We start from the raw sequence: 25,075 nt of genomic DNA, 5'->3' as shown, positions 1-25,075 counted from the left end.
CTCGTAGGCGGCGGTCACCCGACTGCCCCGAGATCATCCGAGGAGACAAGAGAACCGTGACGGACATCGTCGACGAGCTCAAGTGGCGCGGGCTGTTCGCCCTCTCCACCGACGAGGAAGCACTGCGCAAGGCGCTCGCGGACGGTCCCGTCACGTTCTATTGCGGCTTCGACCCGACCGCTCCGTCCCTGCACGTCGGGCACCTGGTGCAGGTGCTCACCGTGCGCCGGCTCCAGCAGGCCGGTCACCGGCCGCTGGCGCTGGTGGGCGGTGCGACGGGTCTGATCGGTGACCCGCGCCCCACGGCGGAGCGCACGCTGAACGACCCGGAGACGGTCGCCGGCTGGGTGCGCAAGCTGCGCCGCCAGATCGAGCCGTTCTTGTCCTTCGAGGGCGAGAACGCGGCCGTGATGGTCAACAACCTCGACTGGACGGAGAACCTCTCCGCGATCGAGTTCCTGCGGGACATCGGCAAGCACTTCCGTGTCAACAAGATGCTGACGAAGGACTCGGTGGCCCGGCGTCTGGAGTCCGACCAGGGCATCAGCTACACCGAGTTCAGCTACCAGATCCTGCAGGGCATGGACTACCTCCAGCTCTACCGGCGGTACGGCTGCACGCTCCAGCAGGGCGGCAGCGACCAGTGGGGCAACCTCACGGCCGGCCTGGACCTGATCCACCGGCTGGAGCCGCACGCCAACGTGCACGCGCTGGCGACGCCCCTGATGACCAAGGCGGACGGCACCAAGTTCGGCAAGACCGAGGGCGGCGCCGTCTGGCTCGACCCGGAGATGACGACGCCCTACGCGTTCTACCAGTTCTGGCTGAACGTGGACGACCGGGACATCACGACGTACCTGCGGATCCTGTCCTTCAAGTCCCGCGCGGAACTCGAGGAGCTGGAGAAGCAGACGCAGGAGCGTCCGCAGGCGCGGGCGGCGCAGCGCGCGCTGGCCGAGGAGCTGACGACGCTGGTGCACGGCGCTGACCAGACGGCCGCCGTGATCGCCGCGTCCAAGGCCCTGTTCGGGCAGGGCGAGCTGGCGGATCTGGACGAGCGGACGCTGGCGGCGGCGCTGTCGGAGCTGCCGCACGTCCAGGTCGCCGAACCGGCACCGGTGGTGGACCTGTTCGCCGAGGTCGGCCTGGTGCCCAGCAAGTCGGCAGCGCGCCGCACGGTCAAGGAGGGCGGCGCCTACGTGAACAACACGAAGGTCGACTCCGAGGACGCGGTCGTGGCCAAGGAGGACCTGCTGCACGGGCGCTGGCTGGTGCTGCGCCGGGGCAAGAAGAACCTGGCGGCGGTCGAGGTCACGGGCGCCTGAGCGGGACAGCGTGCCGAACGGGGCGGCCTTCGGTCAGCGCAGGCCGCCCCGTTCGCCGTACGTGGTCTCAGGCGCGTCGCTTGCCGCCCCTGAGCTGCATGTACGCCATGTCGCCCAGGAAGACGAGGACGATCGCGGCCACGAGCTGGAAGATGTGACGGCTCCAGTCGATGCCGGGCGTCTCGGCGACGCCGAAGCCCCGGGCGATGGCGTTGCCCGCGATGGCGCCGATCATGCCCAGGATGGTGGTCAGCCAGAGCGGAATGTGCTGCTTGCCAGGGATGATCGCTTTGGCGATCAGGCCCAGCACGAATCCCACGATGATCGCCCACAACCAGCCCATGGCTGCCTCCTCGTACGGCTCGACGTGAGCATTACGCCCAGTCTCGGGCCGTACTCCGTACGGCGCATGTCGGGTACGGCCGTACGCGCTACGTCCGAGGGCGTTCGCCCAGGCAGGGGTCGGACCCGGTCTCGTGGGCGGCGCGGCGGCGGCGTACCGTGGATGCTGTCCGGCCCCGGTACGGCCGGGTGTGGAGCCGGGACGGTCCGGGGAGAGTCCCGAGGCGGGCGGATGGTGGAATGTCATGCGGAACAGGCATGGTGACGGCAACGGCCAGGTTTTCCGGATCACCGGGGCCCGGCAGGGCCTCCATGACGACGTGCGCGGCAGGCAGCGACGGTACGTCATCTCGATGTCGGTCCGCACGCTCTCGGTGATCCTCGCGGCGACCCTGTGGAACGTGGAACGGCATGTCGCGATCGTGGCGCTGGTGGTGGGCGCGCTGCTCCCCTATGTGGCCGTGGTGATCGCCAACGCCGGCCGGGAGAACGTGCCCTCGCTGCCGTCGACGTTCGTCGCCGTACCGCCCCGGCCGATGATCGCGCCACCGCGCGCCGAGGACGACCGCTTCACGGAACCCGTACCGGAGGACGCGGTGGGCGATTCCACGAAGGCGCGGCCGGAATAGGACGACAGGGCTCCGCTCAAGGCCCCGTGCCGGGGTTCCGAAAAGCCCGGATCAATCATGTTGTTCAGGTGCCCGGCGGCCGGTTACCCGTGACATACTTCGTACGCGCTCCGCATCCCCCGTCGGAGCGACAGACCGACGCCGGGCAGCTCCCCCCGTGGCTGCTCGGCGTCGCCTTTTCCCGCGCTGGTGAGACGAACCTGTGAGTGACGAGACCCCGATCTGTTCCGCCAAGGGCTGCCGCACCGACGCCGTGTGGGTGCTGGCCTGGAACAACCCGAAGATCCACACGCCGGAGCGGCGCAAGACGTGGCTCGCGTGCGAGGAGCACCGGGAGCATCTGTCGCAGTTCCTCGGGGTGCGCGGGTTCCTGAAGGACGTGGTCCTGCTCAAGGAGTGGCAGCAGCGGGAAGGCTGAGCCGGCGGGGCCGGCTCCCTTGCCTGCCCCGGTCAGCCGCCGATGGCGGACATCGGGCGGTCCGGCTGCACGAATGCCGGGTCGTCCAGTCCCGCGCCCGCCTTCTTGCCCCACATCGCCAGGCGCCAGATCCGGGCGATCTCCTCGTCGGGAGCGCCCGAGCGCAGCGCGGCGCGCAGGTCGGTCTCCTCGGTGGCGAACAGGCACGTGCGCACCTGGCCGTCGGCCGTGAGACGCGTACGGTCGCAGGCCGCGCAGAACGGGCGGGTGACCGAGGCGATGACGCCGACGCGGTGCGGGCCGCCGTCGACCAGCCAGCGCTCGGCGGGGGCCGAGCCGCGGGCCTTGTCACCCTCGGGAGTGAGCTCGAAGCGGGTGCGCAGGGACGTCAGGATGTCGCCCGCGGTGATCATGCCGTCGCGCTTCCAGCCGTGCTGGGCGTCGAGGGGCATCTGCTCGATGAAACGCAGTTCGTAGTCGTGCTCGACGGCCCAGGCCAGCAGGTCGGGGGCCTCGTCGTCGTTCAGTCCCGGCATCAGGACCGTGTTGACCTTGACCGGGGTCAGGCCCGCCTCGCGGGCGGCGTCCAGGCCCGCCAGGACGTCCTGGTGGCGGTCGCGCCGGGTGAGGGTCTTGAAGACGTCGGGGCGGAGGGTGTCCAGCGAGACGTTCACCCTGTCCAGGCCGGCGGCCTTCAGGGCCGCCGCGGTGCGCTTGAGGCCGATGCCGTTGGTGGTGAGGGACATCTGGGGGCGCGGCCGAAGGGCCGCGACGCGCTCCACGATGCCGACCAGCCCTGGACGCAGCAGGGGCTCGCCGCCGGTGAACCGGACCTCCTCGATCCCCAGGGACGTGACCGCGATGTCGATCAGCCGTACGATCTCGTCGTCCGTGAGCAGGTCGGGCTTGGCAAGCCACTGCAGGCCCTCTTCGGGCATGCAGTAGCTGCAGCGCAGATTGCAGCGGTCGGTCAGCGAGACCCTCAGGTCGGTGGCCACCCGGCCGTAGGTGTCGATGAGCACGTGGCCCCCTCCCTCGTGGCGGATCACACGCAGCGGAGCACAACTTCCTCCGACACCTGCGAGCCTACGTGACCTCACTGGCATCGGCTAAGGCCTGATCCCACGAGGTGGGACGCGGCCGCGTCGTAGGGTCCCACAGGAGCCCTGCGGCGCGGCCGCTTCAGGGGGCGGACTCAGTGGGCGCCGGTGCCGGTCAGTGACCTGACCTCCAGCTCGGCGTACTTGCCGGCGTCCGGCTCCTCCTTCGACAGGACGGTGCCGAGCCAGCCCATGAGGAAGCCGAACGGGATGGAGATGATGCCCGGGTTCTTCAGCGGGAACCAGGCGAAGTCGACGCTGGGGAACATCGCCTTGGGGTCGCCGGAGACCACGGGCGAGAACAGCACCAGGCCGACGGCGACGATCAGGCCGCCGTAGATCGACCACAGTGCGCCCTGGGTGGTGAACCGCTTCCAGAACAGGCTGTAGAGGATGGTCGGCAGGTTGGCCGAGGCGGCGACCGCGAACGCCAGGGCGACCAGGCCGGCCACGTTGAGGTCGCGGGCCAGGGCGCCGAGGCCGATGGAGACGATGCCGATGAAGACGGTCGCCCAGCGGGCCGCGCGGACCTCCTCGGCGCCGGTGGCCTTGCCCTTGCGGATGACGTTGGCGTAGATGTCGTGCGCGAAGGACGACGACGAGGCGAGGGTGAGTCCGGCGACGACGGCGAGGATGGTCGCGAAGGCCACCGCCGAGATCGTGGCGAGCAGGATCGCGCCCCAGGCCGAGTCGACGCCGCCCAGGTGCAGGGCGAGCAGTGGGGCCGCCGTGTTGCCGGACGGGTTGGACTCGATGATCTCGTTCTGCGAGATGAGTGCCGCGGCGCCGAAGCCCAGCGCGATCGTCATCAGGTAGAAGCCGCCGATGATGCCGATGGCCCAGTTCACGGACTTACGGGCGGCCTTGGCGTTCGGCACCGTGTAGAAGCGGATCAGGATGTGCGGCAGACCGGCGGTGCCCAGGACCAAGGCGATGCCGAGGGAGATGAAGTCCAGCTTGGAGGTGCTGGTGGCGCCGTACTGCAGGCCGGGCTCCAGGAAGGCGGCGCCCTTGCCGCTGTTCTCGGCGGCGGAGCCCAGCAGGTCGGAGATGTTGAAGTTGAACTTCAGCAGCACCAGGAAGGTGATCAGGAGGGTGCCGCCGATCAGCAGCACAGCCTTGATCATCTGCACCCAGGTGGTGCCCTTCATGCCGCCGATGGAGACGTAGACGATCATGAGCACGCCGACGAGTGCCACGATCCCGATCTTGCCCGCGTCCGAGGTGATGCCGAGCAGCAGCGAGACGAGGACGCCCGCGCCCGCCATCTGGGCCAGCAGGTAGAAGATCGACACGACGATCGTGGAGGTGCCGGCGGCGGTGCGCACCGGGCGCTGGCGCATGCGGTACGCGAGCACATCACCCATGGTGTAGCGGCCGGAGTTCCGCAGCGGCTCGGCCACCAGGAGCAGGGCGACCAGCCAGGCGACCAGGAAGCCGATGGAGTACAGGAAGCCGTCGTATCCGAAGAGGGCGATCGCGCCGGCGATGCCGAGGAACGACGCCGCCGACATGTAGTCGCCGGAGACCGCGAGGCCGTTCTGGAACGCGCTGAACTGGCGGCCACCGGCGTAGAAGTCGGCCGCGTCCTTGGTCTGGCGGCCCGCCCAGATGGTGATGACGAGGGTCGCGACGACGAACAGCGCGAACAGCGTGATGATGAGCGGGCGGTGCTCGCTGGCCTCGTTGGCCGCGAGAACGGTGTGCTGAACGGGGCTCATGCGCCGCCCTCCATCCGGGACTTGATGGCCTCGGCCTTGGGGTCGAGCTTCGCGGCGGCGTGCCGCGAGTACCACCAGGCGATGAGGAACGTGGTGACGAACTGGGCGATGCCGAAGACGAAGGCGACGTTGATGTTGCCGAAGAGCTCGGTGCCCATGAAGCCGCCCGCGTAGTTGGACAGCAGGACGTACAGCAGGTACCAGGCGATGAAGGCGACGGTCAGCGGGAAGGCGAAGGAACGGTAGGAGCGGCGCAGTTCACCGAACTCCGCGCTGTTCTGCACCTCGGCGAACTCCTCGGTCGAGGGGAGTCGATGTTCTGTTTCCTTCGAGGGGGGCGGTGCTTCGGTAGACACGGAGTCTCCTCGTGTTGCGGCTGCTGTGCGGTTGCCAGTGATGTGGATCACGTGAACCGGGCGGCGATGTCAGTGGCCGGGTGCGCGATCCGACAGGGGGCCGCCTCGATCGTGCTCGGGCTCCCTGCTCAACGTCACGGCGCCACGCGAGAACCGGTTCAACCCCCGTGCGTTCTTTCGGAAGTCATCGCCGGAAAACTCCGAAGTCATCCCCGGAAATGATTGCTGGCCAGCGAGGTAGGGGGATAGCTTCACCCTGCACCACCCGTCATGTACCTGCCCGAGCACCACCTGTGCCTCGGGCCGGTTTTGTTTCCGGATGATGTGGAGACCCCATGGCTCATCTGCGTTCCAGACGCCGGCTCGCCCTCGCCGTGCCCGTCGTGCTGTCGCTGACCGCCTCGCTCGGCTTCCTGCCGGCGGCCGCCACGGCCGCCCCGCGCGCGGAGTCCACGGCCCGGACCGCGGACTCGCCCAAACTGGCGTACGTCGTCAACACCAGGACGGACCGTCACACGATCGCGTCGGTGGAGAAGGCGGTCGCCGCGGCCGGCGGGACCGTGGTGACCACCTACGACAGGATCGGCGTGATCGTCGCGCACTCGGCGAACCCGGACTTCGGCGCACAGATACGCAAGGCCCCCGGCGTGCAGTCGGCCGGTGCCACCCGCACCGCCCCGCTGGTCGCCGCGGGCACGACCGACCAGGGCGCCGCCGACTACCTGACCGCCGCGGAGGCCGCGAAGGTCGAGGCGGCCGCGACGGCCGGGAGCGAGCCCCTCGAGGCCGACCAGTGGGACCTGCGCGCGATCGGCGCCGACAAGGCCGCGCAGATCAACCCGGGCAGCCGCAAGGTCACCGTCGCCGTGATCGACACCGGCGTCGACGACACCCACCCCGACCTCGCCCCCAACTTCTCCGCGAGCCAGTCCGCCAACTGTGTCGGCGGCGTCGCGGACACCAGCGAGGGCGCCTGGCGGCCGTACACCCCGGAGGACTACCACGGCACGCATGTCGCCGGTGAGATCGCGGCGGCCCGCAACGGCATCGGCGTGGCCGGTGTGGCGCCGGGTGTGAAGGTCGCCAGCATCAAGGTGAGCGACCCGCACAACGGGCTCTTCTACCCGGAGAACGTCGTCTGCGCCTTCGTGTTCGCCGCCGACCACGGCGTCGAGATCACGAACAACAGCTACTACGTCGACCCCTGGCTGTACAACTGCATGGACGACCCGGACCAGCGCGCGATCGTCGACGCGGTCAACCGGGCCCAGCTGTACGCCCAGAAGAAGGGCACCCTGCACCTGGCGTCGGCGGGCAACTCCAACCACGACCTGGACGCGGACGCCATCGTCGACGACTCCAGCCCCGACGACTCCACCCCGGTCGAGCGCACCATCGACCCGCACGAGTGCTTCGACGTACCGACGCAGCTCCCGGGGATCGTCACGGTCAGCGCCACGGGCGTGCAGAACCTCAAGTCGTACTACTCCTCGTACGGCAAGGGCGTCGTCGACGTCGCGGCGCCGGGCGGCGACCGGCTCTACCAGATCCCGGACACGCCGTCGAAGAACGGCCGCATCCTGTCGACCATGCCCAACAACCAGTACGCCTTCCTCCAGGGCACCTCGATGGCCTCGCCGCACGCCGCGGGCGTCGCCGCGCTGCTCAAGTCGGAGCACCCGTGGGCGAGCCCGGCGCAGTTGCAGTGGCTGCTGAAGGCGCAGGCGAACGACACGGCCTGCCCCGGGTCGTACGACCAGGACGGTGACGGCACGCAGGACGCGGTGTGCGAGGGCGGCGCACGCGTCAACGGTTTCTACGGACACGGCATCGTCGACGCGCTGCGCGCGGTCAAGTAGTCGCCCCGCGGGCGGTGCGGCCGGCCCTCCGGCCGCACCGCCCGCCCCCAGCACCTCCCGCACGGTCCGCCCGCACCGCGAACGAAGTGGAGACCCGACACCATGACAGTGCCTCACCCCCGCTACCGCCGTGCCCTGGTGATCCCGGTCGGGATGGCCATGGCGACCTCTCTCGCCTTCCTGCCGGGCGTTACCGCGTCCGCGGCGCCGGCCCCCGCGCCGGTCACGGCCGACACGACCTCGCTCAGCTATGTCGTCAACGTCCGCCCCGGAAGCGACACGGAGCAGGTGAGGAAGGCGATCGCCAAGGCAGGCGGCACGATCGTCATGTCGTACCACCAGATCGGTGTGATCGTCGTGCACTCGGCGAACGCGGACTTCGCCCGGACCATCAGGAAGGTGCGCGGCGTGCAGTCGGCCGGCTCCACCCGGACGGCGCCGCTGCCCGCGCAGTCGACCACCGACGTCGGCACGCCGAAGGTGCTCACGGCCGGCGACCTGGCGGACGTGGACGCCGTCGAGGGCCAGGACCCGCTCCAGCCGCTCCAGTGGGACCTGCCGGCGATCAAGGCGGACAAGGCGCACGAGAAGTCGCTCGGAAGCGACAAGGTGACCGTCGCCGTGATCGACACCGGCGTGGACGACACCCATCCGGACATCGCGCCGAACTTCGACCGCGAGGCGTCCGTCAACTGCGTGACGGGCAAGCCGGACACCACCGACGGCGCCTGGCGGCCCGGTGCTGCGGAGAGCCCGCACGGCACCCATGTGGCCGGGGAGATCGCGGCCGCCAAGAACGGCGTCGGCATGACGGGCGTGGCGCCGGGCGTGAAGGTGTCCGGCATCAAGGTGTCCACCCCGGCCGGCTTCTTCTACACCGAGGCCGTCGTCTGCGGCTTCGTCTGGGCAGCCGAGCACGGCGTGGACGTCACGAACAACAGCTATTACACCGACCCCTGGTACTTCAACTGCAAGAACGACCCGGACCAGAAGGCACTCGTGGAGGCCATCACCCGGGCGTCGAAGTACGCGGAGCGGAAGGGCGCGGTCAACGTCGCCGCGGCCGGCAACGAGAACTACGACCTCGCGGCCGACGAGATCACCGACCCGGTCTCCCCCAACGACTCCACGCCCACCGAGCGGGTGATCGACCCGTCCGAGTGCTACGACATACCGACCCAGCTGCCCGGCATGGTGACGGTCGCGGCCACCGGTGCGAAGGGCCTGAAGTCGTCCTTCTCCAACCACGGTCTCGGCGTCATCGACATCGCCGCGCCCGGCGGCGACTCGACGGCGTACCAGACGCCGGCGCCCCCCGCGACCAGCGGCCTGATCCTGGGCACGCTGCCCGGCGGCAGGTGGGGCTACATGGCCGGTACGTCGATGGCCTCGCCGCATGTCGCGGGCGTCGCCGCCCTGATCAAGTCGACGCACCCGTACGCCCCGCCGGCGCTCGTCAAGGCGCTGCTGTACGCCGAGGCGGACGGCACGGCGTGCACGGACCCGTACGACATCGACGGCGACGGCAAGGTCGACGCGGTGTGCGAGGGGCCGAAGAACTACAACGGCTTCTACGGCTGGGGCACCGCGGACGCGCTGGACGCGGTGACCAGGTAGCGCCGCCGCACGGGCGTCCCCCGCGGCGCCCGCGACGACCGGCCGGGCCGGACGGGTCATCCGTCCGGCCCGGCCGCCGTTCAGCGCGGCGGTGCCGCGCTGGCCCGTGCCTGTGCGCCGGCGGGCCGCACCGCATCCTCCGCCACCACCGGCGTGTGGGGCGCGCCGAGTGTCCCCCGGGTCAGCAGGAACTGCGCCGCGATGTACGTGAGCATGATCCAGAAGTCCGGCCCCGGCAGCTGCGGCCACTCGGCGACGCCGGTGGCGATGAACGTGTCGGAGAGCATGAAGAGCGCGCCGCCGAGCCCGGCCACGAGGCCGAGCCGGGTCAGCGCGCCGTACGCCATGGCGGTGAGCAGCGCGCTGTACAGGGCCACGGGCACGCGCAGGCCGCCGGGCAGATCGGGCCAGAGCAGCGTGACGGTGCCGGTGAGAGCGGCGGCGTAGGCGAGGGCGGCAAGGCCCGCACGCGCGCGTGGGACGGTGCCCCGCCGGCCGTGCGCCCTGAAGAGGGCGAGGTAGCACACGTGCCCCAGGGCGAAGGAACCCATGCCCGCCAGGAAGGCGGGCCCGGCGTCCGACAGGAGCAGCACGTCCCCGCCCCAGCCGAACAGCAGGGCGGCGACGAGGAGACGCGGCGCGCCGCCGAGAAAGGCCCAGCAGGCGAGCAGGGGCATCAGCAGCGGCTTGGCGACGGTGTGGCCGGGCTCGAAGCCGGCGGCGAGCGAGGCCAGGTCGGCGGCGGCGGCCACCGCGAAGGCGGCGAGTACGGCGGCGGCCGGTACGGGGGCGGGAGGGCGGACGGGGGAGGCGCTCACGCGGCCGCACTCCTGCCGGCCGGCTCCGGTGCGGGGGCGGACCCGGGTTGCTGCGCCGGCTGCCGGCCCGGACCGCCGAACACCCGTCCCGCGCGTTCGCGCCAACTGCCGGCGGCCTTCAGGTCCTTGGCGATGGCGACGTACTCGTGGGTGGCGACCCTCAGCGGGTTGTACGTGTTGATGTTCTTGGTCAGCCCGTAGACCGGCCGCTCGGTCTCGGCGGCGAAGGAGCCGAAGAGACGGTCCCAGACGATGAGGATCCCGCCGAAGTTGCGGTCGAGATAGCCGCCTTGGGAGGCGTGGTGCACCCGGTGGTGGGAGGGTGTGTTGAAGACGAACTCGAACCAGCGGGGCATCTTGTCGATCCGCTCGGTGTGGATCCAGAACTGGTAGACCAGGTTCGCCGACGAGCAGAACGCCAGTGCGGCCGGATGCACACCCAGAGCGATCAGAGGCACGTAGAACGGCCAGGAGGTCAAGGACGTCCACGGCTGGCGCAGCGCGGTGGTCAGATTGAACTTCTCGCTCGAATGGTGCACCACGTGACAGGCCCACAGGACGCGGATGACGTGGTGACCGCGGTGCGACCAGTAGTAGAAGAAGTCCTGCGCGAGGAGCATCAGAGCGACGGTCCACCACAGCACGGGCACCCGCAGCGGCGTCACTTCGTAGAGGGCCGTGTAGACGGCGACGGCCGGGATCTTCCAGAGCACGTCGAAGAAGAGGCTGCCGAGTCCCATCGTGACGCTGGTGGCGGCGTCCTTGGCTTCGTACCCGGCCGCCTCCTCGTCGGGGTGGAGACGGACGCCGATCATCTCGACGACGGCGAGCAGCACGAAGGCCGGTATGGACCAGAGCACGACATCGGGGAGGTTCGGCATGGGTGCACCGTAGGGCCCGTGACCGGCCGCGGCTAGAGGTTGTTACCGACAAGTATTACCAGCGGTACGCCCTTGTTCGCCGACGATCTCCGGCAAGCGCACCCCCAGCCGGAGGCCCACGCCTGATGGGCCGTCACACCCACCGACCTCCGCCTCTCGAACAGGCGGACCGGACAGGGGTCCTGACGGACGGCGATGTCGGTCCCGGCCCGTATCCTCAATGACCATGCTCGAAGACCGAACGACGGCAGCGTCCTCCCCGGCAGTCTGGCCGACCGCGTATCCCCAGGGATACGCGGTCGTTGACGTGGAGACCACCGGCCTGGCCCGGGACGACCGGATAATCTCCGCGGCCGTCTACCGGCTGGACGGGCGCGGTGAGGTCCAGGACCACTGGTACACGCTGGTCAACCCCGAGCGGGACCCGGGACCCGTGTGGATCCACGGTCTGACGAGCGAGGCGCTCGAAGGGGCGCCGCTCTTCGGGGACATCGCCGAGGAGTTCGCGAGCCGGCTTCAGGGCCGGGTGCTCGTCGCGCACAACGCCGTGTTCGACTGGCAGATGATCGCCCGCGAGTACGCGCGCGTGCGGCGTGAGGCGCCGGTGCGTCAGCGGCTGTGCACCATCGCCCTGTCCAAGGCGCTGGAGCTTCCGCTGCCCAACCACAAGCTGGAGTCGCTGGCCGCTCACTTCGGCGTCGTGCAGCAGCGCGCGCACCACGCGCTCGACGACGCGCGCGTGCTCGCGGAGGCGTTCCGGCCGAGCCTGCGGGCCGCGGCGGAGGGGCAGCTGCGGCTCCCCTTGCACGAGTGCCGGCCACTGACCGAGTGGGTGGAGCGACCCGCGGCGCGCATCGGGCAGCAGGCGGGCGGGCACGGCGGCTACAGCGGCTACCGGCCGGGCAGTTGGCGCCCGTCCCGGAAGCGGCCCGCGTGCCCGTACCCCAACCCCGGGCGGTACGAGGAGGGCAAGCGCCTCAAGCAGGGCATGCGGATCGCCTTCTCCGGGGACACCTCGGTCGAACGTGAGCTGCTGGAGGACCGCGCCGTCGAGGCCGGGCTGCATGTCGCCACGAGCCTGTCCCGGCTGACGAGCCTGCTCGTCACCAACGACCCGGACTCGGGCACGTCGAAGGTCGTCAAGGCCCGGCAGTACGGCACGCCGGTGGTCGACGAGGCGGCGTTCGGGCAGCTCCTGGCAGATGTGGAGCCGGCGTCCGGGGCGTGACCGTACGGACGGGTGATTGGTGCGCGACTCGCCCGGCGCCCGCTCGCCCGCGCCTCGGGGACGGCTCACCCTGTGGCGCATGGCGACTTGCGAGGTTTGCGGCAATAACTACGGAATGTCCTTCGAGGTCCACGCGCAGGGCGCGGTGCACGTCTTCGACTGCTTCGCGTGCGCGATCCACCGCATGGCTCCGATCTGCGAGCACTGCCGGGTCCAGATCATCGGGCAGGGGGTCGAGGTCGAGGGCCACTGGTACTGCGGTGCGCACTGCGCCCGCGCGGAGGGGAGGGTGGGAATCGTCGACCGCGTCTGAGCCCCTGCAGCCCTCCCGCACCCCCACGCACCGCACCCCACGGCCCGAGATGTACGGTCGTGGGGTGTACCGCTTCCTGTTGTCCCGGCAGTGGGTGATCCTCACCCTTGTCGCCCTCGCCCTCATCCCGACGATGATCGAGCTGGGCTTCTGGCAGCTGCACCGGCATGAGCGCAGGGTCGCGCTGAACACCGTGATCGCCGGCTCGCTGGCCGCCGAGCCGGTCCCCGTCGAGTCGCTGACCTCGCCCGGAGCCGAGGTCGACGGCGCCTACCTGTACCGGCGCGTGACAGCGCAGGGCCGTTTCGACACCGCCCACGAGGTCGTCGTACGCCGCCGTACCAACGCGGACGACGAGGTCGGCTACCACGTGCTGACCCCCTTCGTCCTCGACGACGGAAAGGTCCTGCTGGTCAACCGCGGCTGGGTGCCCTCGGACGGGCTGAGCCAGACCGAGTTCCCGAGGATTCCGGCGCCCCCGCGGGGTGAGACCACCGTCACCGGGCGGCTGATGCCCGACCAGACCACCGCCGAGAGCGGGATCAAGAACGTCCAGGGCCTGCCGGACCGCCAGATCATGCTGATCGACAGCGCGCGGGAGGCCGAGCGCCTCGGCCGGCAGGTCCTCGGCGGATACGTCGAACTGACCGAGCCCGGGCCGAAGGGCGACACGCCCGAGCTGATCCCCGCCCCGGACCACGACAGCATCGGCAACCACATGGCGTACGCCATACAGTGGTGGCTGTTCGCGGCGGGCGTCCCCGTCGGCTGGGTGATCCTGGCCCGCCGCGAGGCCCGGGACCGGGCAGCGGCGACGGCGCAGAAGCAGCAGGAGACGGCCCCGGCACCGGTGTAGCCCGCGCCCGCCGGCCCTCGTCCAAGGGCACCCGGATTGCCCGGCCGGTCACCCGGGAACCCGCACTCCGTGCACCCGCCCACGAGCATCTCCGCCCAGTCCATCGCCACCAGCCGTATCGAGGACTACGCCCTCATCGGCGACGAACAGACCGCCGCTCTCGTCGGCAGGGACGGCTCCGTCGACTGGCTGTGCCTGCCCCGCTTCGACTCGGCCGCCTGCTTCGCCAGGTTGCTCGGCGACGAGGACAACGGCCACTGGCGCATCGCCCCCAAGGACACCGGGGACGCCGGAGCCGCCGACGGCACCCCGCACACCTGCACGCGGCGTGCGTACCGCCCCGGGACCCTGGTCCTGGACACCGAGTGGGACACACCCGAGGGCTCGATCCGCGTCACCGACCTGATGCCGCAGCGCGACCGCGCCCCCGACGTCGTCCGCATCGTCGAGGGCCTCAGCGGCCGCGTCACCGTCCGCAGCACGCTCCGGCTGCGCTTCGACTACGGTTCGATCGTGCCGTGGATGCGCAGGTCCGACGGGCACCGGGTGGCCGTCGCGGGCCCGGACTCCGCGTGGCTGCGCAGCGAGCCGCCGGTGCACACCTGGGGCGAGGACTTCGGCACGCACTCGGAGTTCACCGTCGGCCCCGGCGAGAAGGTCGCGTTCGTCCTCACCTGGCACCCCTCCCACGAGCCGCGCCCACCGCTGGTCGACCCGTACGAGTCGCTGCGCCACAGCCTCGCGGACTGGCAGGCCTGGTCGGCGCGCTGCCGCTACGACGGTCCGCACCGGGACGCCGTACTGCGCTCGCTGATCACCCTCAAGGCCCTCACCTACGCCCCGACCGGTGGCATCGTCGCCGCCCCCACGACCTCCCTTCCGGAGGAGCTCGGCGGCGTGCGCAACTGGGACTACCGCTACTGCTGGCTGCGCGACTCCACCCTCACCCTGGGCGCACTGCTGTCGGCCGGCTACCACGAGGAGGCCGAGGCCTGGCGTGACTGGCTGGTGCGCGCGGTCGCGGGCGCCCCGGCGGACATGCAGATCATGTACGGGCTGGCCGGCGAGCGACGGCTGCCCGAGGCCGAGCTGCCCTGGCTGGCCGGGTTCGCCGGTTCCGCTCCCGTCCGGATCGGCAACGACGCCGTACGCCAGCTCCAGCTGGACGTGTACGGCCAGGTGATGGACTCGCTGTCGCTGGCGCGGATCTCGGGGATGGCCGTCAAGCCGCACATGTGGCAACTGGAGTGCGCCCTGATGGAGTTCCTGCGGTCCGCGTGGCGGCAGCCGGACGAGGGGCTGTGGGAGGTGCGCGGCGGCCGCAAGCAGTTCGTGCACTCCAAGGTGATGGTGTGGGTGGCCGCCGACCGTGCCGTGCGCACCATGGAGCGCAATCCGGACCTGAAGGGCGATCTGGACGGCTGGCGGGAGTTCCGCGAGGAGGTGCACCGGGAGGTGTGCGAGCAGGGCTACGACCCGGAGCGCAACACCTTCACGCAGTACTACGGCTCCCGCGAACTGGACGCCGCGACATTGCTCATCCCGCGCGTGGGCTTTCTGCCGCCGGACGATCCGCGGGTGACGGGCACCATCGACGCGGTCCGCGCCGAGCTCTGCCAGGGCGGCTTCCTGCACCGCTACAGCGCCGACCGCACGGCCGTGGACGGGCTGCCCGGCGGTGAGGGCACCTTCCTGGTCTGCTCGTTCTGGCTGGCGGACGCACTGCACATGACGGGCCGCACGGAGGAGGCCCGCGAGTTGTTCGAGCAGCTGGTGGGGCTGGCGAACGACGTGGGACTGCTGGCCGAGGAGTACGACCCGGTGGCCGGCCGCCAGCTCGGCAACTTCCCGCAGGCGTTCAGTCACATCGGTCTGGTGAACACGGCCCTCGCCCTGTTCGGGGACGAGGGGGCAGGATAGGTCGCATGGATCTTGGACTGAAGGACCGGGTGTACGTCGTCACCGGGGCCACCCGCGGGCTGGGCAACGCCTCCGCGCGTGAGCTGGTCGCCGACGGTGCGAAAGTCGTCGTCACGGGCCGGGACGAGGAGCGGGTCGCCGAGGCGGCGGCCGAGCTGGGGCCGAACGCGTACGGCGTGGCCGTGGACAACGCCGATCCGCAGGCGCCGGCGCTTCTGATCGCCGCGGCGCGGGAGCGGTTCGGCCGCTTCGACGGGATGCTCGTCAGCGTGGGTGGCCCGCCCGCGGGGTTCGTGGCCGACAACACGGACGAGCAGTGGCTGGCCGCGTTCGAGTCGGTGTTTCTCGGCGCGGTGCGGCTGGCCCGCGCGGCGGCCGCGGAGCTGGAGGCCGGAGGAGTGATCGGGTTCGTGCTGTCGGGGTCGGTGTACGAGCCGATTCCGGCGCTGACGATCTCCAACGGCCTGCGCCCGGGACTGGCCGGGTTCGCCAAGTCGCTGTCGGACGAGCTCGGTCCGCGGGGCGTGCGCGTGGTCGGCGTCCTGCCGGGACGGATCGACACGGACCGGGTGCGGGAACTGGACCGGCTGTCGGCGGATCCGGAGGCGACCCGTGCGGCCAGCGAGTCGCGGATCCCGCTGCGGCGGTACGGGACGCCGCAGGAGTTCGGGCGTACGGCGGCCTTCCTGCTGTCACCGGCCGCGTCCTACGTGACCGGGGTCATGGTGCCGGTGGACGGCGGGGCGCGGCACGGTTTCTGAGGCCGTCAACTGACCCTTTCCGCGCGGTGCCTGACGCCCTTCAGCCGCACCTTCGCCGGCAGCGACGCCAGGCCCGCCGAGTTGCGGGCGTGGGCGAGCGCCCGGGTCGTCAGGTGGTCCAGCGCCTCCCCGGGGTCGACGTCGGGTTCCAGCAGGAGCCTGGCGCGGGCCTCGGGGGCGGTGCGACGGCCCCTGAGGCGGACGTGCGCGCGGGCCACGCCGTCCAGGGCGCTCGCCTCGGAGGAGAGCACGTCCTCCAGGGCCCGGCCCCGCAGCAGCGCGCCCTCCCCGTCACCGGTGTCGACCAGCACCTCGGCGAGCCGGCGCCGGCGCACCACCGCGACCAGCCACCACAGGGCGAGCAGGAACAGCACCGCGAGGGCCGCGAGGACGGCCGGCCACCACCAGCCGGCGTCCCGCCACCGGGTCCGTTCCGGATCGGCGAGCAGTACGTCGTCGCGGCCGCCGTGGATCCACCAGGACGGCGCCTCCACCCCGAGCCCCACGGCCAGCACCGCGCCGCCCAGCACGAGCAGCACGAGTCCCGCGACACCCAGCAGTACCCGGTTGACGCTCCTGAGCACCGCAATCACCCCTTCCGGCCGGGCCGCCGGACGTGCACCGACAACGCGGGGCCGCGGGACAGGCCCAGTGCCCTGATCGCGTCGGCGAGCACGTCGTCCAGGTCGGCGCGTACGTCGTCGAGTTCACGGAAGTGCGACACCGCCCGTACGTCGGCGCGCCGGCGGCGCATCCGTACCCGTGCGGACTGCACCCCGGAGACCTCCATGGCCCGGTCGCGCAGATAGGCCGCGGCGGCGCTCCGGTCGAGTCCGGCGCGGACCTCGGGGTGCGTGCGCCGCATGGGCAGGACGGCCCGCAGGCCGGGCGTGGCGGCGAGCACGACCAGCCACAGGCCGAGGGCGGCGGCGACGCCCGCGCCGAGCAGGACCCAGAGGTCGTCGAGGGGGCGTTCGGCGAGTTGGCGGGCCAGCTCCCGGCGCCAGTACATGGCGGGCCGGCCGGCGCGTACGGCCGCGATGTCGTAGAGGAGGACGCCCGCCGCGACCAGCAGCAGCGTGGCGACCACCGCCGCGGGGACGCGGCGGGCCGACCAGAAGCGGCGCGTCCTGCCGTCCTCCCCCTCCAGGCCGGGCCGCGGCTCGTAGGCGGCCGCCGACGCGGACTGGCCCAGCTCCGGTCGGGCCTTCTCGATCACCGGCAGTCTCTGTGTGGTGCCCTCGGAGCCCTGGGGCTCGCTCATCGGGTCCTCCCCTGCGCCGCGTGCGCCGCCGCCAGGTGCAGCCGCTCCACCTGGACCGCGACTTCCGGAACCTCCATTCCCACCAACGCGCCTACCCGCTCCACGACATGACGACGCACCTGCGCGCACCGGGAGCCGATGTCGCTGGGGTAGTCGAGTTCGAGATGGACCCGGACCCGGGCGGCGTCGACGGGCATCCCCGCAGGCCCGGCCCGGTCGGGGGCCAGGGGACGGACGACGACCGTGGCCCGCGGCCGGGCCGCTTCCGGGGACAGCCGCCCGAGCGCCTCGTGAGCGGCCTGCGCGGCGATCTTCGCGACCACGCGGTCGGCGATGGTGGTCTGCCCGCGCTCGCCCGCCGCGACGACGTCGCCCGTCCTGCGGGACTCGTCCGGCCCGCTGCTCACGGGCGTCACCGCCGCCGGTCGCGGGTGCGGAAGAAGTCGCCGGCTTCGAGATCCCCTTCCAGGAACCGGCCGACGACGAACCCGACGGCGCCCAGCGCCGCCACCAGCACGAACGCGCCGAACCCGCCGAAGTACCCGGCGAAGCCCAGCGCCATTCCGGCGATCATGCCGACCACGGCCCTGCTCATCGTGCGCTCCTCAGCTCGTAGCCGTGCGGGTCGTTGGGGCCCGTATGGATGCGTTCCATGCCATTGTGGTGCATTACAGCCTTCGAGTGACGGTATGTCACTGGAGGCGGTGTTCCGGCTCCTCGTCCTCCTCGTCCGGGAGCTTGACGTCGCTCACCGCGAGGTTGACCTCGACGACCTCCAGGCCCGTCATCCGCTCCACGGCCGCGATCACGTTCTCCCGGACGGCCCTCGCGACATCGGCGATCGACACGCCGTACTCGACGACGATCTCCAGGTCGAGCGCGGTCTGCACCTCTCCGACCTCGGCCTTCACACCGCGTGTCACGGACTTCGACCCGCCGGGCACCCGGTCCCGCACGGCCCCCAAGGTGCGGCTCAGGCCGCTGCCCATCGCGTGGACGCCCACGACGTCACGGGCGGCAAGGCCGGCGATCTTCTCCACCACCCCGTCGGCGATGGTGGTCCTGCCCCGGGATCCGGGGTCCCCGCCGCCGCGCCTGACGGGCTTGCGGGTGGGCACCGCCGGCTCTGCCCCTCCCTCGGAGGTCTGCGTCCGCTCCCGGTCCATCTCGGTCATCGCCGTGCGTCCTTCCGTCGTCCTGCGACCACGGTAAGTGACGTTGCACGGCACCGCGCCGCGAATACGGCAGGCTGGAGCAATGACGGCGGACCGATGGACGCAGGCAGTAAGACAGCAGCTCAACCTCGGCAGGCTGCTCCCGCTCGGCGATCCGGGCGACGGGGCGTGGATCGCGGAGGACGCGGCCGGGACGGTCCTGCGGCACGCGGCGAACGCGGTGCCGGGGGTGCGCCTTGACGCGCTCCGGATCACCTTGGCCGACCCGGACGCCGCTCGCCCCCCGGCCGTGCCCCCGCCGCCGAGCGCCCTGCCTCCGGGCCCCCTCCGGGTGACGGCCGAATGCGCGGCCACGGCGGCCGAGCCAGTGCCGGCGACGGCCGGCCGGTTGCGTGCGGCGCTGTCGGCGGCAGCCGCGGAGCGGCTGGGGCTGACCGTGGCGGAGGTCGACCTGCGGGTGACGGCCCTGCTGGACGAGGCGCCGGAACCCGACGTCGTACGACCGTCCGGGCCGGCCCAGGCGCGGCAGCCCGCGGACGGCGAGGCCGCCGCGGTGGCCGCCGCGGCTCTGGGGGTGCCGGGTGTGTCGTGCCTGACCAGCGTGCTGGGCAGGGCGGTGCACATCGAGGCCGGCGAGGGCGACACCACGCTGCCGCGCAGGCATGTCCGCGTGGAACTGGCCGTCGACGAGGACCACCGGGCCGTCGAGGTGGCCCGGAAGGTCCGCACGCGGGTGGGTATCGCGCTACGGGATCACCCGACGGTGGCCGTACTGATCACGGCGGTGGGCTGACGGCGTCACTCGCCCAGGCCCGCGAGGTCCCGCAACCTCCGCGCCTGGGCCGCGCGTTCGGCGACACGCTGGTCCTCGTACGTCCGCCCGCCCGCGCCGCGCAGCAGCGCCTTGGTCTCGATCACGGCGTCGCGCGGCGCGGCAAGGAGCGCCGCCGCCAGATCGCGGACGGCGCCGTCGAGGTCGGCCGGCGGCACGGCGACGTTCGCCAGTCCGGTCTGCACGGCCTCGTCCGCCGTCACGTAGCGTCCCGTGGCACAGATCTCCAGCGCGCGGGCATAGCCGACGAGCCCGACCAGCGGATGCGTGCCGGCCAGGTCCGGGACCAGGCCCAGGCTGGTCTCGCGCATGGCGAACTGCACATCGTCGGCGACGACGCGCAGGTCACAGGCGAGGGCGAGCTGGAAACCCGCACCGATGGCGTGCCCCTGCACGGCGGCGACGGAGACGATGTCGCTGCGCCGCCACCAGGTGAACGCCTCCTGGTACTCGGCGATGGTCGCGTCCAACTCCGCGTCGCTGCCGCGCGCGAGGTCGATGAAGGACGGCTCGCCGTCGAAGCCCTCGGGAGTGAAGGCCTGCCGGTCGAGGCCCGCCGAGAAGGACTGGCCCTCGGCGCGCAGCACGACCACGCGGACGGTGCCCGGCAGTTGCCGACCGGCCTCGGCCAACGCCCGCCACAGAGCGGGGCTCTGCGCGTTGCGCTTGGCCGGATTGGTCAGCGTCACCGTGGCGATCGCGTCGTCGACGGTGAGCCGTACGCCGTCCTTGTCGAGTACCGGGTCGAGCGAAGCCATGGGGCGCCTCCGATGGGTGCGGTCATCGTGAGTGCCGTACCGAGGCACTCAAGTGACTGCACAGTAACCACCCAGCCGATCACCGGACCGACCGGGTGGTCACCATCGAGGTCGAGGTGAACCCCCGGGCGTCAGGCCGAAGCGGCCTTCTTGCCCCGCGTCGCCCCGCCACGCCCACGGAGCGTGACGCCCGACTCGCTGAGCATGCGGTGCACAAAGCCATACGAGCGGCCGGTCTCCTCGGCCAACGCCCGGATGCTCGCACCGGCGTCGTACTTCTTCTTCAGGTCTGCCGCGAGCTTGTCGCGCGCGGCGCCGGTCACCCGGCTGCCCTTCTTCAGAGTCTCGGCCACCCGTGCCTCCTCATGGGAAGTGCGCTCTGGTCCCCTCATGATCACCCCTCCGGGCCTTCATGGCCACCCATTCGGCAAGGTCCGTGGAGGAGGGTTTTGACGACAGGAGCACATCCCCACAAGGGGAATCAGTCGTTCCGGGGCGTGGCGCGCATACGGCCGAACGGGTTGTTCCCTGAAGTGCCAGGTCAGGACCACGGCGCCGCCGAGGCCTTGTCGACAAAGGGATTCGGCGGGAAATGGGTGTACGACACACCCGGGTACGAGGAGATCTCACACAGATGATGGATCACTACTGGGCCGAATGATCCATACGCAGTGGATCAGCCATTCGATCAAGCGGAGCTGACCGATTGATCATGCGATCGACCGGCACTCGGGCGTGCGAACGATCGCGTACGAACGGTCAGGTACGGGCGGTCAGGTGCGGGTGGTCACGTCCCGGCGAGCACGTGCGGGCGATCAGGCGAGGGCGACCAGGTCCGCGTAGTCCGAGCCCCACAGGTCCTCGACGCCGTCCGGCAGCAGGATGATCCGCTCCGGCTGGAGCGCCTCGACGGCGCCCTCGTCGTGGGTGACCAGAACGACCGCGCCCTTGTAGGTGCGCAGCGCGCCGAGGATCTCCTCGCGGCTGGCCGGGTCGAGGTTGTTGGTCGGCTCGTCGAGCAGCAGCACGTTCGCCGCGGACACCACCAGGGTGGCGAGGGCGAGCCTGGTCTTCTCACCGCCGGAGAGGACACCGGCCGGCTTGTCGACGTCGTCACCGGAGAACAGGAACGAGCCGAGCACCTTGCGGACCTCGACCAGGTCCATGTCGGGCGCGGCGGAACGCATGTTCTCCAGGACCGTGCGGTCCGGGTCGAGGGTCTCGTGCTCTTGTGCGTAGTAGCCCAGCTTCATGCCGTGACCGGGGGTGACCTGGCCGGTGTCGGGCTTCTCCACCCCGGCGAGCAGCCGCAGCAGGGTGGTCTTGCCCGCGCCGTTGAGGCCGAGGATGACCACGCGGGAGCCCTTGTCGATGGCCAGGTCGACGTCGGTGAAGATCTCCAGCGAGCCGTACGACTTGGACAGTCCCTCGGCGGTCAGCGGGGTCTTGCCGCAGGGCGCGGGCTCGGGGAAGCGGAGCTTGGCGACCTTGTCCGACTGCCGGACCGCCTCCAGGCCGCTGAGCAGCTTGTCCGCGCGCCGGGCCATGTTCTGCGCGGCGACCGTCTTGGTGGCCTTGGCGCGCATCTTGTCGGCCTGCGAGTGCAGCGCCGCGGCCTTCTTCTCGGCGTTGGCGCGCTCGCGCTTGCGGCGCTTCTCGTCGGCCTCGCGCTGCTGCTGGTAGAGCTTCCAGCCCATGTTGTAGACGTCGATCTGGGCCCGGTTGGCGTCCAGGTAGAACACCTTGTTGACGACCGTCTCGACCAGGTCGACGTCGTGGGAGATCACGATGAAGCCGCCGCGGTAGGTCTTCAGGTAGTCGCGCAGCCAGACGATCGAGTCGGCGTCGAGGTGGTTCGTCGGCTCGTCCAGCAGCAGCGTGTCCGCGTCGGAGAACAGGATGCGGGCCAGCTCGATGCGGCGGCGCTGACCGCCGGAGAGCGTGTGCAGGGGCTGGCCGAGCACCCGGTCGGGCAGGTTCAGCGCGGCCGCGATGGTGGCGGCCTCGGCCTCCGCGGCGTACCCGCCCTTGGTCAGGAACTCGGTCTCCTGCCGCTCGTACTGCTTCATCGCCTTGTCGCGGGTGGCGCCCTTGCCGGTGGCGATGCGCTGCTCGTTGTCGCGCATCTTGCGGATCAGTACGTCCAGGCCGCGCGCGGAGAGGATGCGGTCACGGGCGAGTATGTCGAGGTCGCCGGTGCGGGGGTCCTGCGGGAGGTAGCCGACCTCGCCGGAGCGCGTGACCGCGCCGGCGGCGGGGATGCCCTCGCCGGCCAGCACCTTGGTCAGGGTGGTCTTGCCGGCGCCGTTGCGGCCGACCAGACCGATGCGGTCGCCCTTGGCGACACGGAAGGTGGCGGACTCGATGAGGACGCGGGCACCGGCGCGCAGCTCGATACCGGAGGCGGAGATCACGGACAGACTCCAGGGCGGGTTGGTGGCGGGACAGGCGGCTGAGGACGTTCCCGCCGTCTAATGCGCGAGGAGAATGGCCATGAGGCCAGTCTAACGGGGAGGTGCAAGCAGTTTTTGCCGCCGCCCTGAGGCGTCGTTGCCGAGTGGCGCGCGCTGCGGGGCGATCCGGCCCAGGTCGTCGACGGCGGCGAGCTGGGTGGTCCAGGCGGCGCGCGCGCAGGGCTGGGCGACGAGCAGGGCTCCGCTCCTGCGCAGCGCGCGTTCGGGCCGGAACGTACATCCCTTGCGGGCGGGCAGCACCCAGCGCAGGTCGCCGTCGGAGGTGCGGTACGCCGCGATGCGGTCCGGGGTGACCACGGCGAGGATGCCCCGGCCCAGGGGGCGCAGGACGCCGGTTCCACCGTGTGCCGCGAGCCAGCCGGCGGCGGCCGGGAGCGCGCGGTGCCAGCGCACGGTGGTGCCGTCGGTGTCGGTGACGAGTCCGTCGTCCCAGAGCGTGATCGCCTCCCCGCGCGCGGGGAGCACGGTGAGGGGGTGGCGCCCTTCGCGGGTGTAGTGCCAGCGGACCGCGCCGGTGGCCCGGTCGTACGCCTCGACGGTCCCCCCGCGGATACGCAGGTCCGGGGCGGGGTGCTGCACGCGCGTGTGCACGGTGAGGCGGTCTCCGTAGGGGGCCGGCCGGGCGTGGTGGGCTGCGGCCAGGAGGGGGACCGTGAGCAGCAGGGCGGTGACGGCGGCCGGGAGGCGGCGAGGTGCCCGGGGGGCGGCGGGGCCCGTGTCCGGCGCGAGGGGATCGGTCGGCTTCGCCTCGGCCGGCAGAACGACCACCGGACTCCTTCCACAGCCGTGCTCGCGAACAGGCGCAGAGCGTAACCAGGGGCGCGGGGTGGCGCCGGGATGTGGCGGGCCCGCGGTGGGCAGGTCGCCCGTTCGGACGCCCGCCCGGCGCCGGGAGGCCGGGCGACCGTGAGGATGGCGCCAGGGGGACCGGCCGGCAGAGGGTGGTGCCTTCATGCAGTTCGACGACGACGCCAGGCTCGACACGTCCGAGGTGCAGGACGTTCGCGGCCGCCGGATTCCCGGCGGCAGGGCCACCGTCGGCGGCGGTCTCGCCGGTCTGCTGGCGCTGCTCCTGGGGCTCTTCTTCGGGGTCGGGCCGGACCAGCTCGGCCTGACCGACACAAGCCCCCAGCCGGTGCCGACGTCGTCCTCGCTCGCGCAGGTGCAGCAGGACTGCCGTACCGGCCAGGACGCGAACACCAGGGACGACTGCCGGATGGTGGCGGTGGTCAACAGCGTGCAGGACTTCTGGGACGAGGAGTTCGAACGGCGCAGGGGCACCTACTCGCGCTCCCCCACCGTCTTCTTCAGCCAGCGGGTCGGCACCGCGTGCGGCGCGGCGACCTCGGCGGTCGGGCCGTTCTACTGCCCCGGCGACCGCAAGGTCTATCTGGACCTCGGGTTCTTCGACGAGCTGCGGACGAAGTTCGGCTCCAGCGGCGGGCCGTTCGCGCAGGCGTACGTGGTGGCGCATGAGTACGGGCATCACGTACAGGACCTGATGGGCACCCTCGACCGGGCGCAGGACGGACGCTCCGGCGCGGACAGCAACGCGGTACGGGTGGAGCTGCAGGCGGACTGCTACGCCGGGGTCTGGGCGCACCACGCCACGACGACGCCGGACGAGTCGACCGGACGTCCGCTGATCACCGATCTCACCGAGGCCGACATCCGCGACGGCATGGACGCGGCGGCGGCCGTGGGCGACGACCGGATCCAGGAGCGGTTCCAGGGGCGGGTGACGCCGGAGACGTGGACGCACGGGTCCGCGGCGCAGCGGCAGGCGTGGTTCCAGCAGGGTTACCGGACCGGGGACATGGCCCGGTGCAACACCTTCGCCTGAGGCCCGCCCGCGTCGGGAACGGCTCGTTTCCGCCGGGGCCTTTCGGGCGTATCGGGCGGCGTTGCCGGTGGCGGATGTCAGGATGAATCTCACCGGGCGGATCGCCCGTACGGCGCTGCGGCCCGGCGCACAGCCCCGGCACACGAAGGAGTGATCGGCATGGCAGGCACGAGCGGTGGCGGTCCGAGCATCTACCCGACGCTGCTGTACGCCGACGCGAAGGCGGCGATCAGACAGCTCACGGAGGCCCTCGGCTTCACCGAGCTGGCGGTGTACGAGGGCGAGGGCGGCACGGTGACGCACGCCGAGCTGGTGCAGGGCAACGGTGGGGTGATGATCGGCTCGAAGGGCCGCGGCGGTCTCTTCGACACGGTGATGAAGGACGCGGGACCGGCCGGGGTGTACGTCGTGGTGGACGACGTCGACGCACACCACCAGCATGCCGCGGACCACGGCGTGGAGATCCTGATGCCCCCGACGGACCAGGACTACGGATCGCGGGACTACATGGCCCGGGACGCCGAGGGCAATGTCTGGAGCTTCGGCGCGTACGCGCCCCGCACCGGCGACTGACCTCGCCCTGCC

The 25,075-nt window shown here is 71.5% G+C and carries 28 protein-coding genes; 13 read left to right on the top strand and 15 right to left on the bottom strand.

The features are described from left to right. Positions 1-56 precede the first annotated feature (56 nt). Entirely contained in the window at positions 57-1,325 is a 1,269-nt protein-coding gene (gene tyrS / locus ACIHCM_RS30560; protein WP_399902838.1) for a tyrosine--tRNA ligase, read from the top strand. Between the two features lie 67 nt (positions 1,326-1,392). Here the strand turns inward: tyrS and ACIHCM_RS30555 are convergent, their stop codons facing one another. Further along, positions 1,393-1,668 (bottom strand): GlsB/YeaQ/YmgE family stress response membrane protein, encoded by a 276-nt coding sequence (locus ACIHCM_RS30555; RefSeq protein ID WP_399902835.1) that lies wholly within the window; start codon positions 1,666-1,668, stop codon positions 1,393-1,395. Between the two features lie 244 nt (positions 1,669-1,912). Here ACIHCM_RS30555 and ACIHCM_RS30550 point away from each other — a divergent pair, with 244 nt between their 5' ends. After that, positions 1,913-2,296: a DUF3099 domain-containing protein gene (locus ACIHCM_RS30550; protein WP_399902832.1), complete on the top strand. Its 384-nt coding sequence runs from the start codon at positions 1,913-1,915 to the stop codon at positions 2,294-2,296. 202 nt (positions 2,297-2,498) lie between these two features. Continuing rightward, entirely contained in the window at positions 2,499-2,714 is a 216-nt protein-coding gene (locus tag ACIHCM_RS30545) for a hypothetical protein (protein ID WP_393111355.1), read from the top strand. A 32-nt stretch (positions 2,715-2,746) separates the two neighbouring features. Here the strand turns inward: ACIHCM_RS30545 and moaA are convergent, their stop codons facing one another. From moaA to ACIHCM_RS30530, 3 genes are all read right to left on the bottom strand, one after another. Beyond that, positions 2,747-3,736, bottom strand: a complete 990-nt coding sequence (moaA, locus tag ACIHCM_RS30540) for a GTP 3',8-cyclase MoaA (protein WP_399902829.1) — start codon at positions 3,734-3,736, stop codon at positions 2,747-2,749. 173 nt (positions 3,737-3,909) lie between these two features. Next, positions 3,910-5,535, bottom strand: coding sequence for a cation acetate symporter (locus ACIHCM_RS30535; protein ID WP_399902826.1), 1,626 nt, complete (start codon positions 5,533-5,535; stop codon positions 3,910-3,912). Then, the gene (locus ACIHCM_RS30530; protein ID WP_399902823.1) at positions 5,532-5,891 is read right to left on the bottom strand and encodes a DUF485 domain-containing protein; all 360 of its coding nucleotides are present in this window, start codon (positions 5,889-5,891) and stop codon (positions 5,532-5,534) included. Before ACIHCM_RS30530 ends, ACIHCM_RS30535 begins: the two co-directional genes overlap by 4 nt. Positions 5,892-6,226: 335 nt before the next feature. Here ACIHCM_RS30530 and ACIHCM_RS30525 point away from each other — a divergent pair, with 335 nt between their 5' ends. Further along, positions 6,227-7,750, top strand: a complete 1,524-nt coding sequence (locus tag ACIHCM_RS30525) for a S8 family serine peptidase (RefSeq protein ID WP_399902819.1) — start codon at positions 6,227-6,229, stop codon at positions 7,748-7,750. 102 nt (positions 7,751-7,852) lie between these two features. Next, entirely contained in the window at positions 7,853-9,367 is a 1,515-nt protein-coding gene (locus tag ACIHCM_RS30520) for a S8 family peptidase (protein ID WP_399902816.1), read from the top strand. Positions 9,368-9,447: 80 nt separating this feature from the next. Here ACIHCM_RS30520 and ACIHCM_RS30515 read toward each other — a convergent pair whose 3' ends face one another. Together ACIHCM_RS30515 and ACIHCM_RS30510 are read right to left on the bottom strand one after the other, a co-directional pair. Then, entirely contained in the window at positions 9,448-10,185 is a 738-nt protein-coding gene (locus tag ACIHCM_RS30515; RefSeq protein WP_399902813.1) for a lysoplasmalogenase, read from the bottom strand. Next, complete coding sequence (locus ACIHCM_RS30510; RefSeq protein WP_399902810.1) at positions 10,182-11,066, bottom strand: sterol desaturase family protein; 885 nt, start codon at positions 11,064-11,066, stop codon at positions 10,182-10,184. Before ACIHCM_RS30510 ends, ACIHCM_RS30515 begins: the two co-directional genes overlap by 4 nt. A gap of 226 nt (positions 11,067-11,292) precedes the next feature. Between ACIHCM_RS30510 and ACIHCM_RS30505 the strand changes: the two genes are divergently transcribed. The 5 genes from ACIHCM_RS30505 (at position 11,293) to ACIHCM_RS30485 (ending at position 16,144) form a co-directional block, all read left to right on the top strand. Next, positions 11,293-12,294, top strand: a complete 1,002-nt coding sequence (locus ACIHCM_RS30505; protein WP_399902807.1) for a DEDDh family exonuclease — start codon at positions 11,293-11,295, stop codon at positions 12,292-12,294. Between the two features lie 79 nt (positions 12,295-12,373). Beyond that, positions 12,374-12,607, top strand: a complete 234-nt coding sequence (locus ACIHCM_RS30500; protein ID WP_381348773.1) for a hypothetical protein — start codon at positions 12,374-12,376, stop codon at positions 12,605-12,607. 64 nt (positions 12,608-12,671) lie between these two features. Then, positions 12,672-13,463, top strand: a complete 792-nt coding sequence (locus ACIHCM_RS30495; RefSeq protein ID WP_399902804.1) for an SURF1 family protein — start codon at positions 12,672-12,674, stop codon at positions 13,461-13,463. Positions 13,464-13,532: 69 nt separating this feature from the next. Further along, positions 13,533-15,383, top strand: a complete 1,851-nt coding sequence (locus ACIHCM_RS30490; protein WP_399902801.1) for a glycoside hydrolase family 15 protein — start codon at positions 13,533-13,535, stop codon at positions 15,381-15,383. Between the two features lie 5 nt (positions 15,384-15,388). Then, positions 15,389-16,144 (top strand): SDR family oxidoreductase, encoded by a 756-nt coding sequence (locus ACIHCM_RS30485; protein WP_399902798.1) that lies wholly within the window; start codon positions 15,389-15,391, stop codon positions 16,142-16,144. A 5-nt stretch (positions 16,145-16,149) separates the two neighbouring features. Here ACIHCM_RS30485 and amaP read toward each other — a convergent pair whose 3' ends face one another. From amaP to ACIHCM_RS30460, 5 genes are all read right to left on the bottom strand, one after another. Further along, positions 16,150-16,737: an alkaline shock response membrane anchor protein AmaP gene (amaP, locus tag ACIHCM_RS30480; RefSeq protein WP_399902796.1), complete on the bottom strand. Its 588-nt coding sequence runs from the start codon at positions 16,735-16,737 to the stop codon at positions 16,150-16,152. Continuing rightward, a complete protein-coding gene (locus ACIHCM_RS30475) occupies positions 16,734-17,408 on the bottom strand; it encodes a DUF6286 domain-containing protein (RefSeq protein ID WP_399902794.1) in 675 nt (224 codons plus the stop codon). Before ACIHCM_RS30475 ends, amaP begins: the two co-directional genes overlap by 4 nt. Further along, positions 17,405-17,824 carry an Asp23/Gls24 family envelope stress response protein gene (locus ACIHCM_RS30470; RefSeq protein WP_399902791.1) on the bottom strand — a complete coding sequence of 140 codons (420 nt, stop codon included), beginning with the start codon at positions 17,822-17,824 and terminating at the stop codon, positions 17,405-17,407. The genes ACIHCM_RS30475 and ACIHCM_RS30470 overlap by 4 nt, the downstream gene beginning before the upstream one ends. Next, positions 17,821-18,003, bottom strand: coding sequence for a hypothetical protein (locus ACIHCM_RS30465; protein WP_393111381.1), 183 nt, complete (start codon positions 18,001-18,003; stop codon positions 17,821-17,823). The genes ACIHCM_RS30470 and ACIHCM_RS30465 overlap by 4 nt, the downstream gene beginning before the upstream one ends. 97 nt (positions 18,004-18,100) lie before the next feature. Next, positions 18,101-18,583, bottom strand: a complete 483-nt coding sequence (locus ACIHCM_RS30460) for an Asp23/Gls24 family envelope stress response protein (RefSeq protein ID WP_399902788.1) — start codon at positions 18,581-18,583, stop codon at positions 18,101-18,103. An 82-nt stretch (positions 18,584-18,665) separates the two neighbouring features. On the opposite strand from ACIHCM_RS30460, the gene ACIHCM_RS30455 reads away from it, so the two are divergent. Continuing rightward, on the top strand, positions 18,666-19,376 hold the full coding sequence (locus ACIHCM_RS30455) for a nucleopolyhedrovirus P10 family protein (RefSeq protein ID WP_399902785.1): 711 nt from the start codon (positions 18,666-18,668) through the stop codon (positions 19,374-19,376). A 5-nt stretch (positions 19,377-19,381) separates the two neighbouring features. On the opposite strand, the gene ACIHCM_RS30450 is transcribed toward ACIHCM_RS30455, so the two are convergent. The 4 genes from ACIHCM_RS30450 to ACIHCM_RS30435 all read right to left on the bottom strand — a co-directional run bounded on the left by ACIHCM_RS30450 (position 19,382) and on the right by ACIHCM_RS30435 (position 23,415). After that, positions 19,382-20,173 carry an enoyl-CoA hydratase/isomerase family protein gene (locus tag ACIHCM_RS30450; RefSeq protein ID WP_399902783.1) on the bottom strand — a complete coding sequence of 264 codons (792 nt, stop codon included), beginning with the start codon at positions 20,171-20,173 and terminating at the stop codon, positions 19,382-19,384. A 131-nt stretch (positions 20,174-20,304) separates the two neighbouring features. After that, the gene (locus ACIHCM_RS30445; RefSeq protein WP_018567695.1) at positions 20,305-20,526 is read right to left on the bottom strand and encodes a helix-turn-helix domain-containing protein; all 222 of its coding nucleotides are present in this window, start codon (positions 20,524-20,526) and stop codon (positions 20,305-20,307) included. 462 nt (positions 20,527-20,988) lie between these two features. Next, the gene (locus ACIHCM_RS30440; protein ID WP_399902781.1) at positions 20,989-22,587 is read right to left on the bottom strand and encodes an ABC-F family ATP-binding cassette domain-containing protein; all 1,599 of its coding nucleotides are present in this window, start codon (positions 22,585-22,587) and stop codon (positions 20,989-20,991) included. A gap of 90 nt (positions 22,588-22,677) precedes the next feature. Beyond that, complete coding sequence (locus tag ACIHCM_RS30435) at positions 22,678-23,415, bottom strand: hypothetical protein (RefSeq protein ID WP_399902778.1); 738 nt, start codon at positions 23,413-23,415, stop codon at positions 22,678-22,680. A 184-nt stretch (positions 23,416-23,599) separates the two neighbouring features. Here ACIHCM_RS30435 and ACIHCM_RS30430 point away from each other — a divergent pair, with 184 nt between their 5' ends. Then, a complete protein-coding gene (locus ACIHCM_RS30430) occupies positions 23,600-24,490 on the top strand; it encodes a neutral zinc metallopeptidase (protein ID WP_399902775.1) in 891 nt (296 codons plus the stop codon). A gap of 159 nt (positions 24,491-24,649) precedes the next feature. Then, positions 24,650-25,063: a VOC family protein gene (locus tag ACIHCM_RS30425; RefSeq protein WP_399902772.1), complete on the top strand. Its 414-nt coding sequence runs from the start codon at positions 24,650-24,652 to the stop codon at positions 25,061-25,063. The last annotated feature ends 12 nt before the right edge of the window (positions 25,064-25,075 follow it).

The organism is Streptomyces sp. NPDC052023, assembly GCF_044548465.1.
Lineage (GTDB): Bacteria > Actinomycetota > Actinomycetes > Streptomycetales > Streptomycetaceae > Streptomyces.
This window is presented reverse-complemented; position numbering and strand designations above follow the sequence as displayed.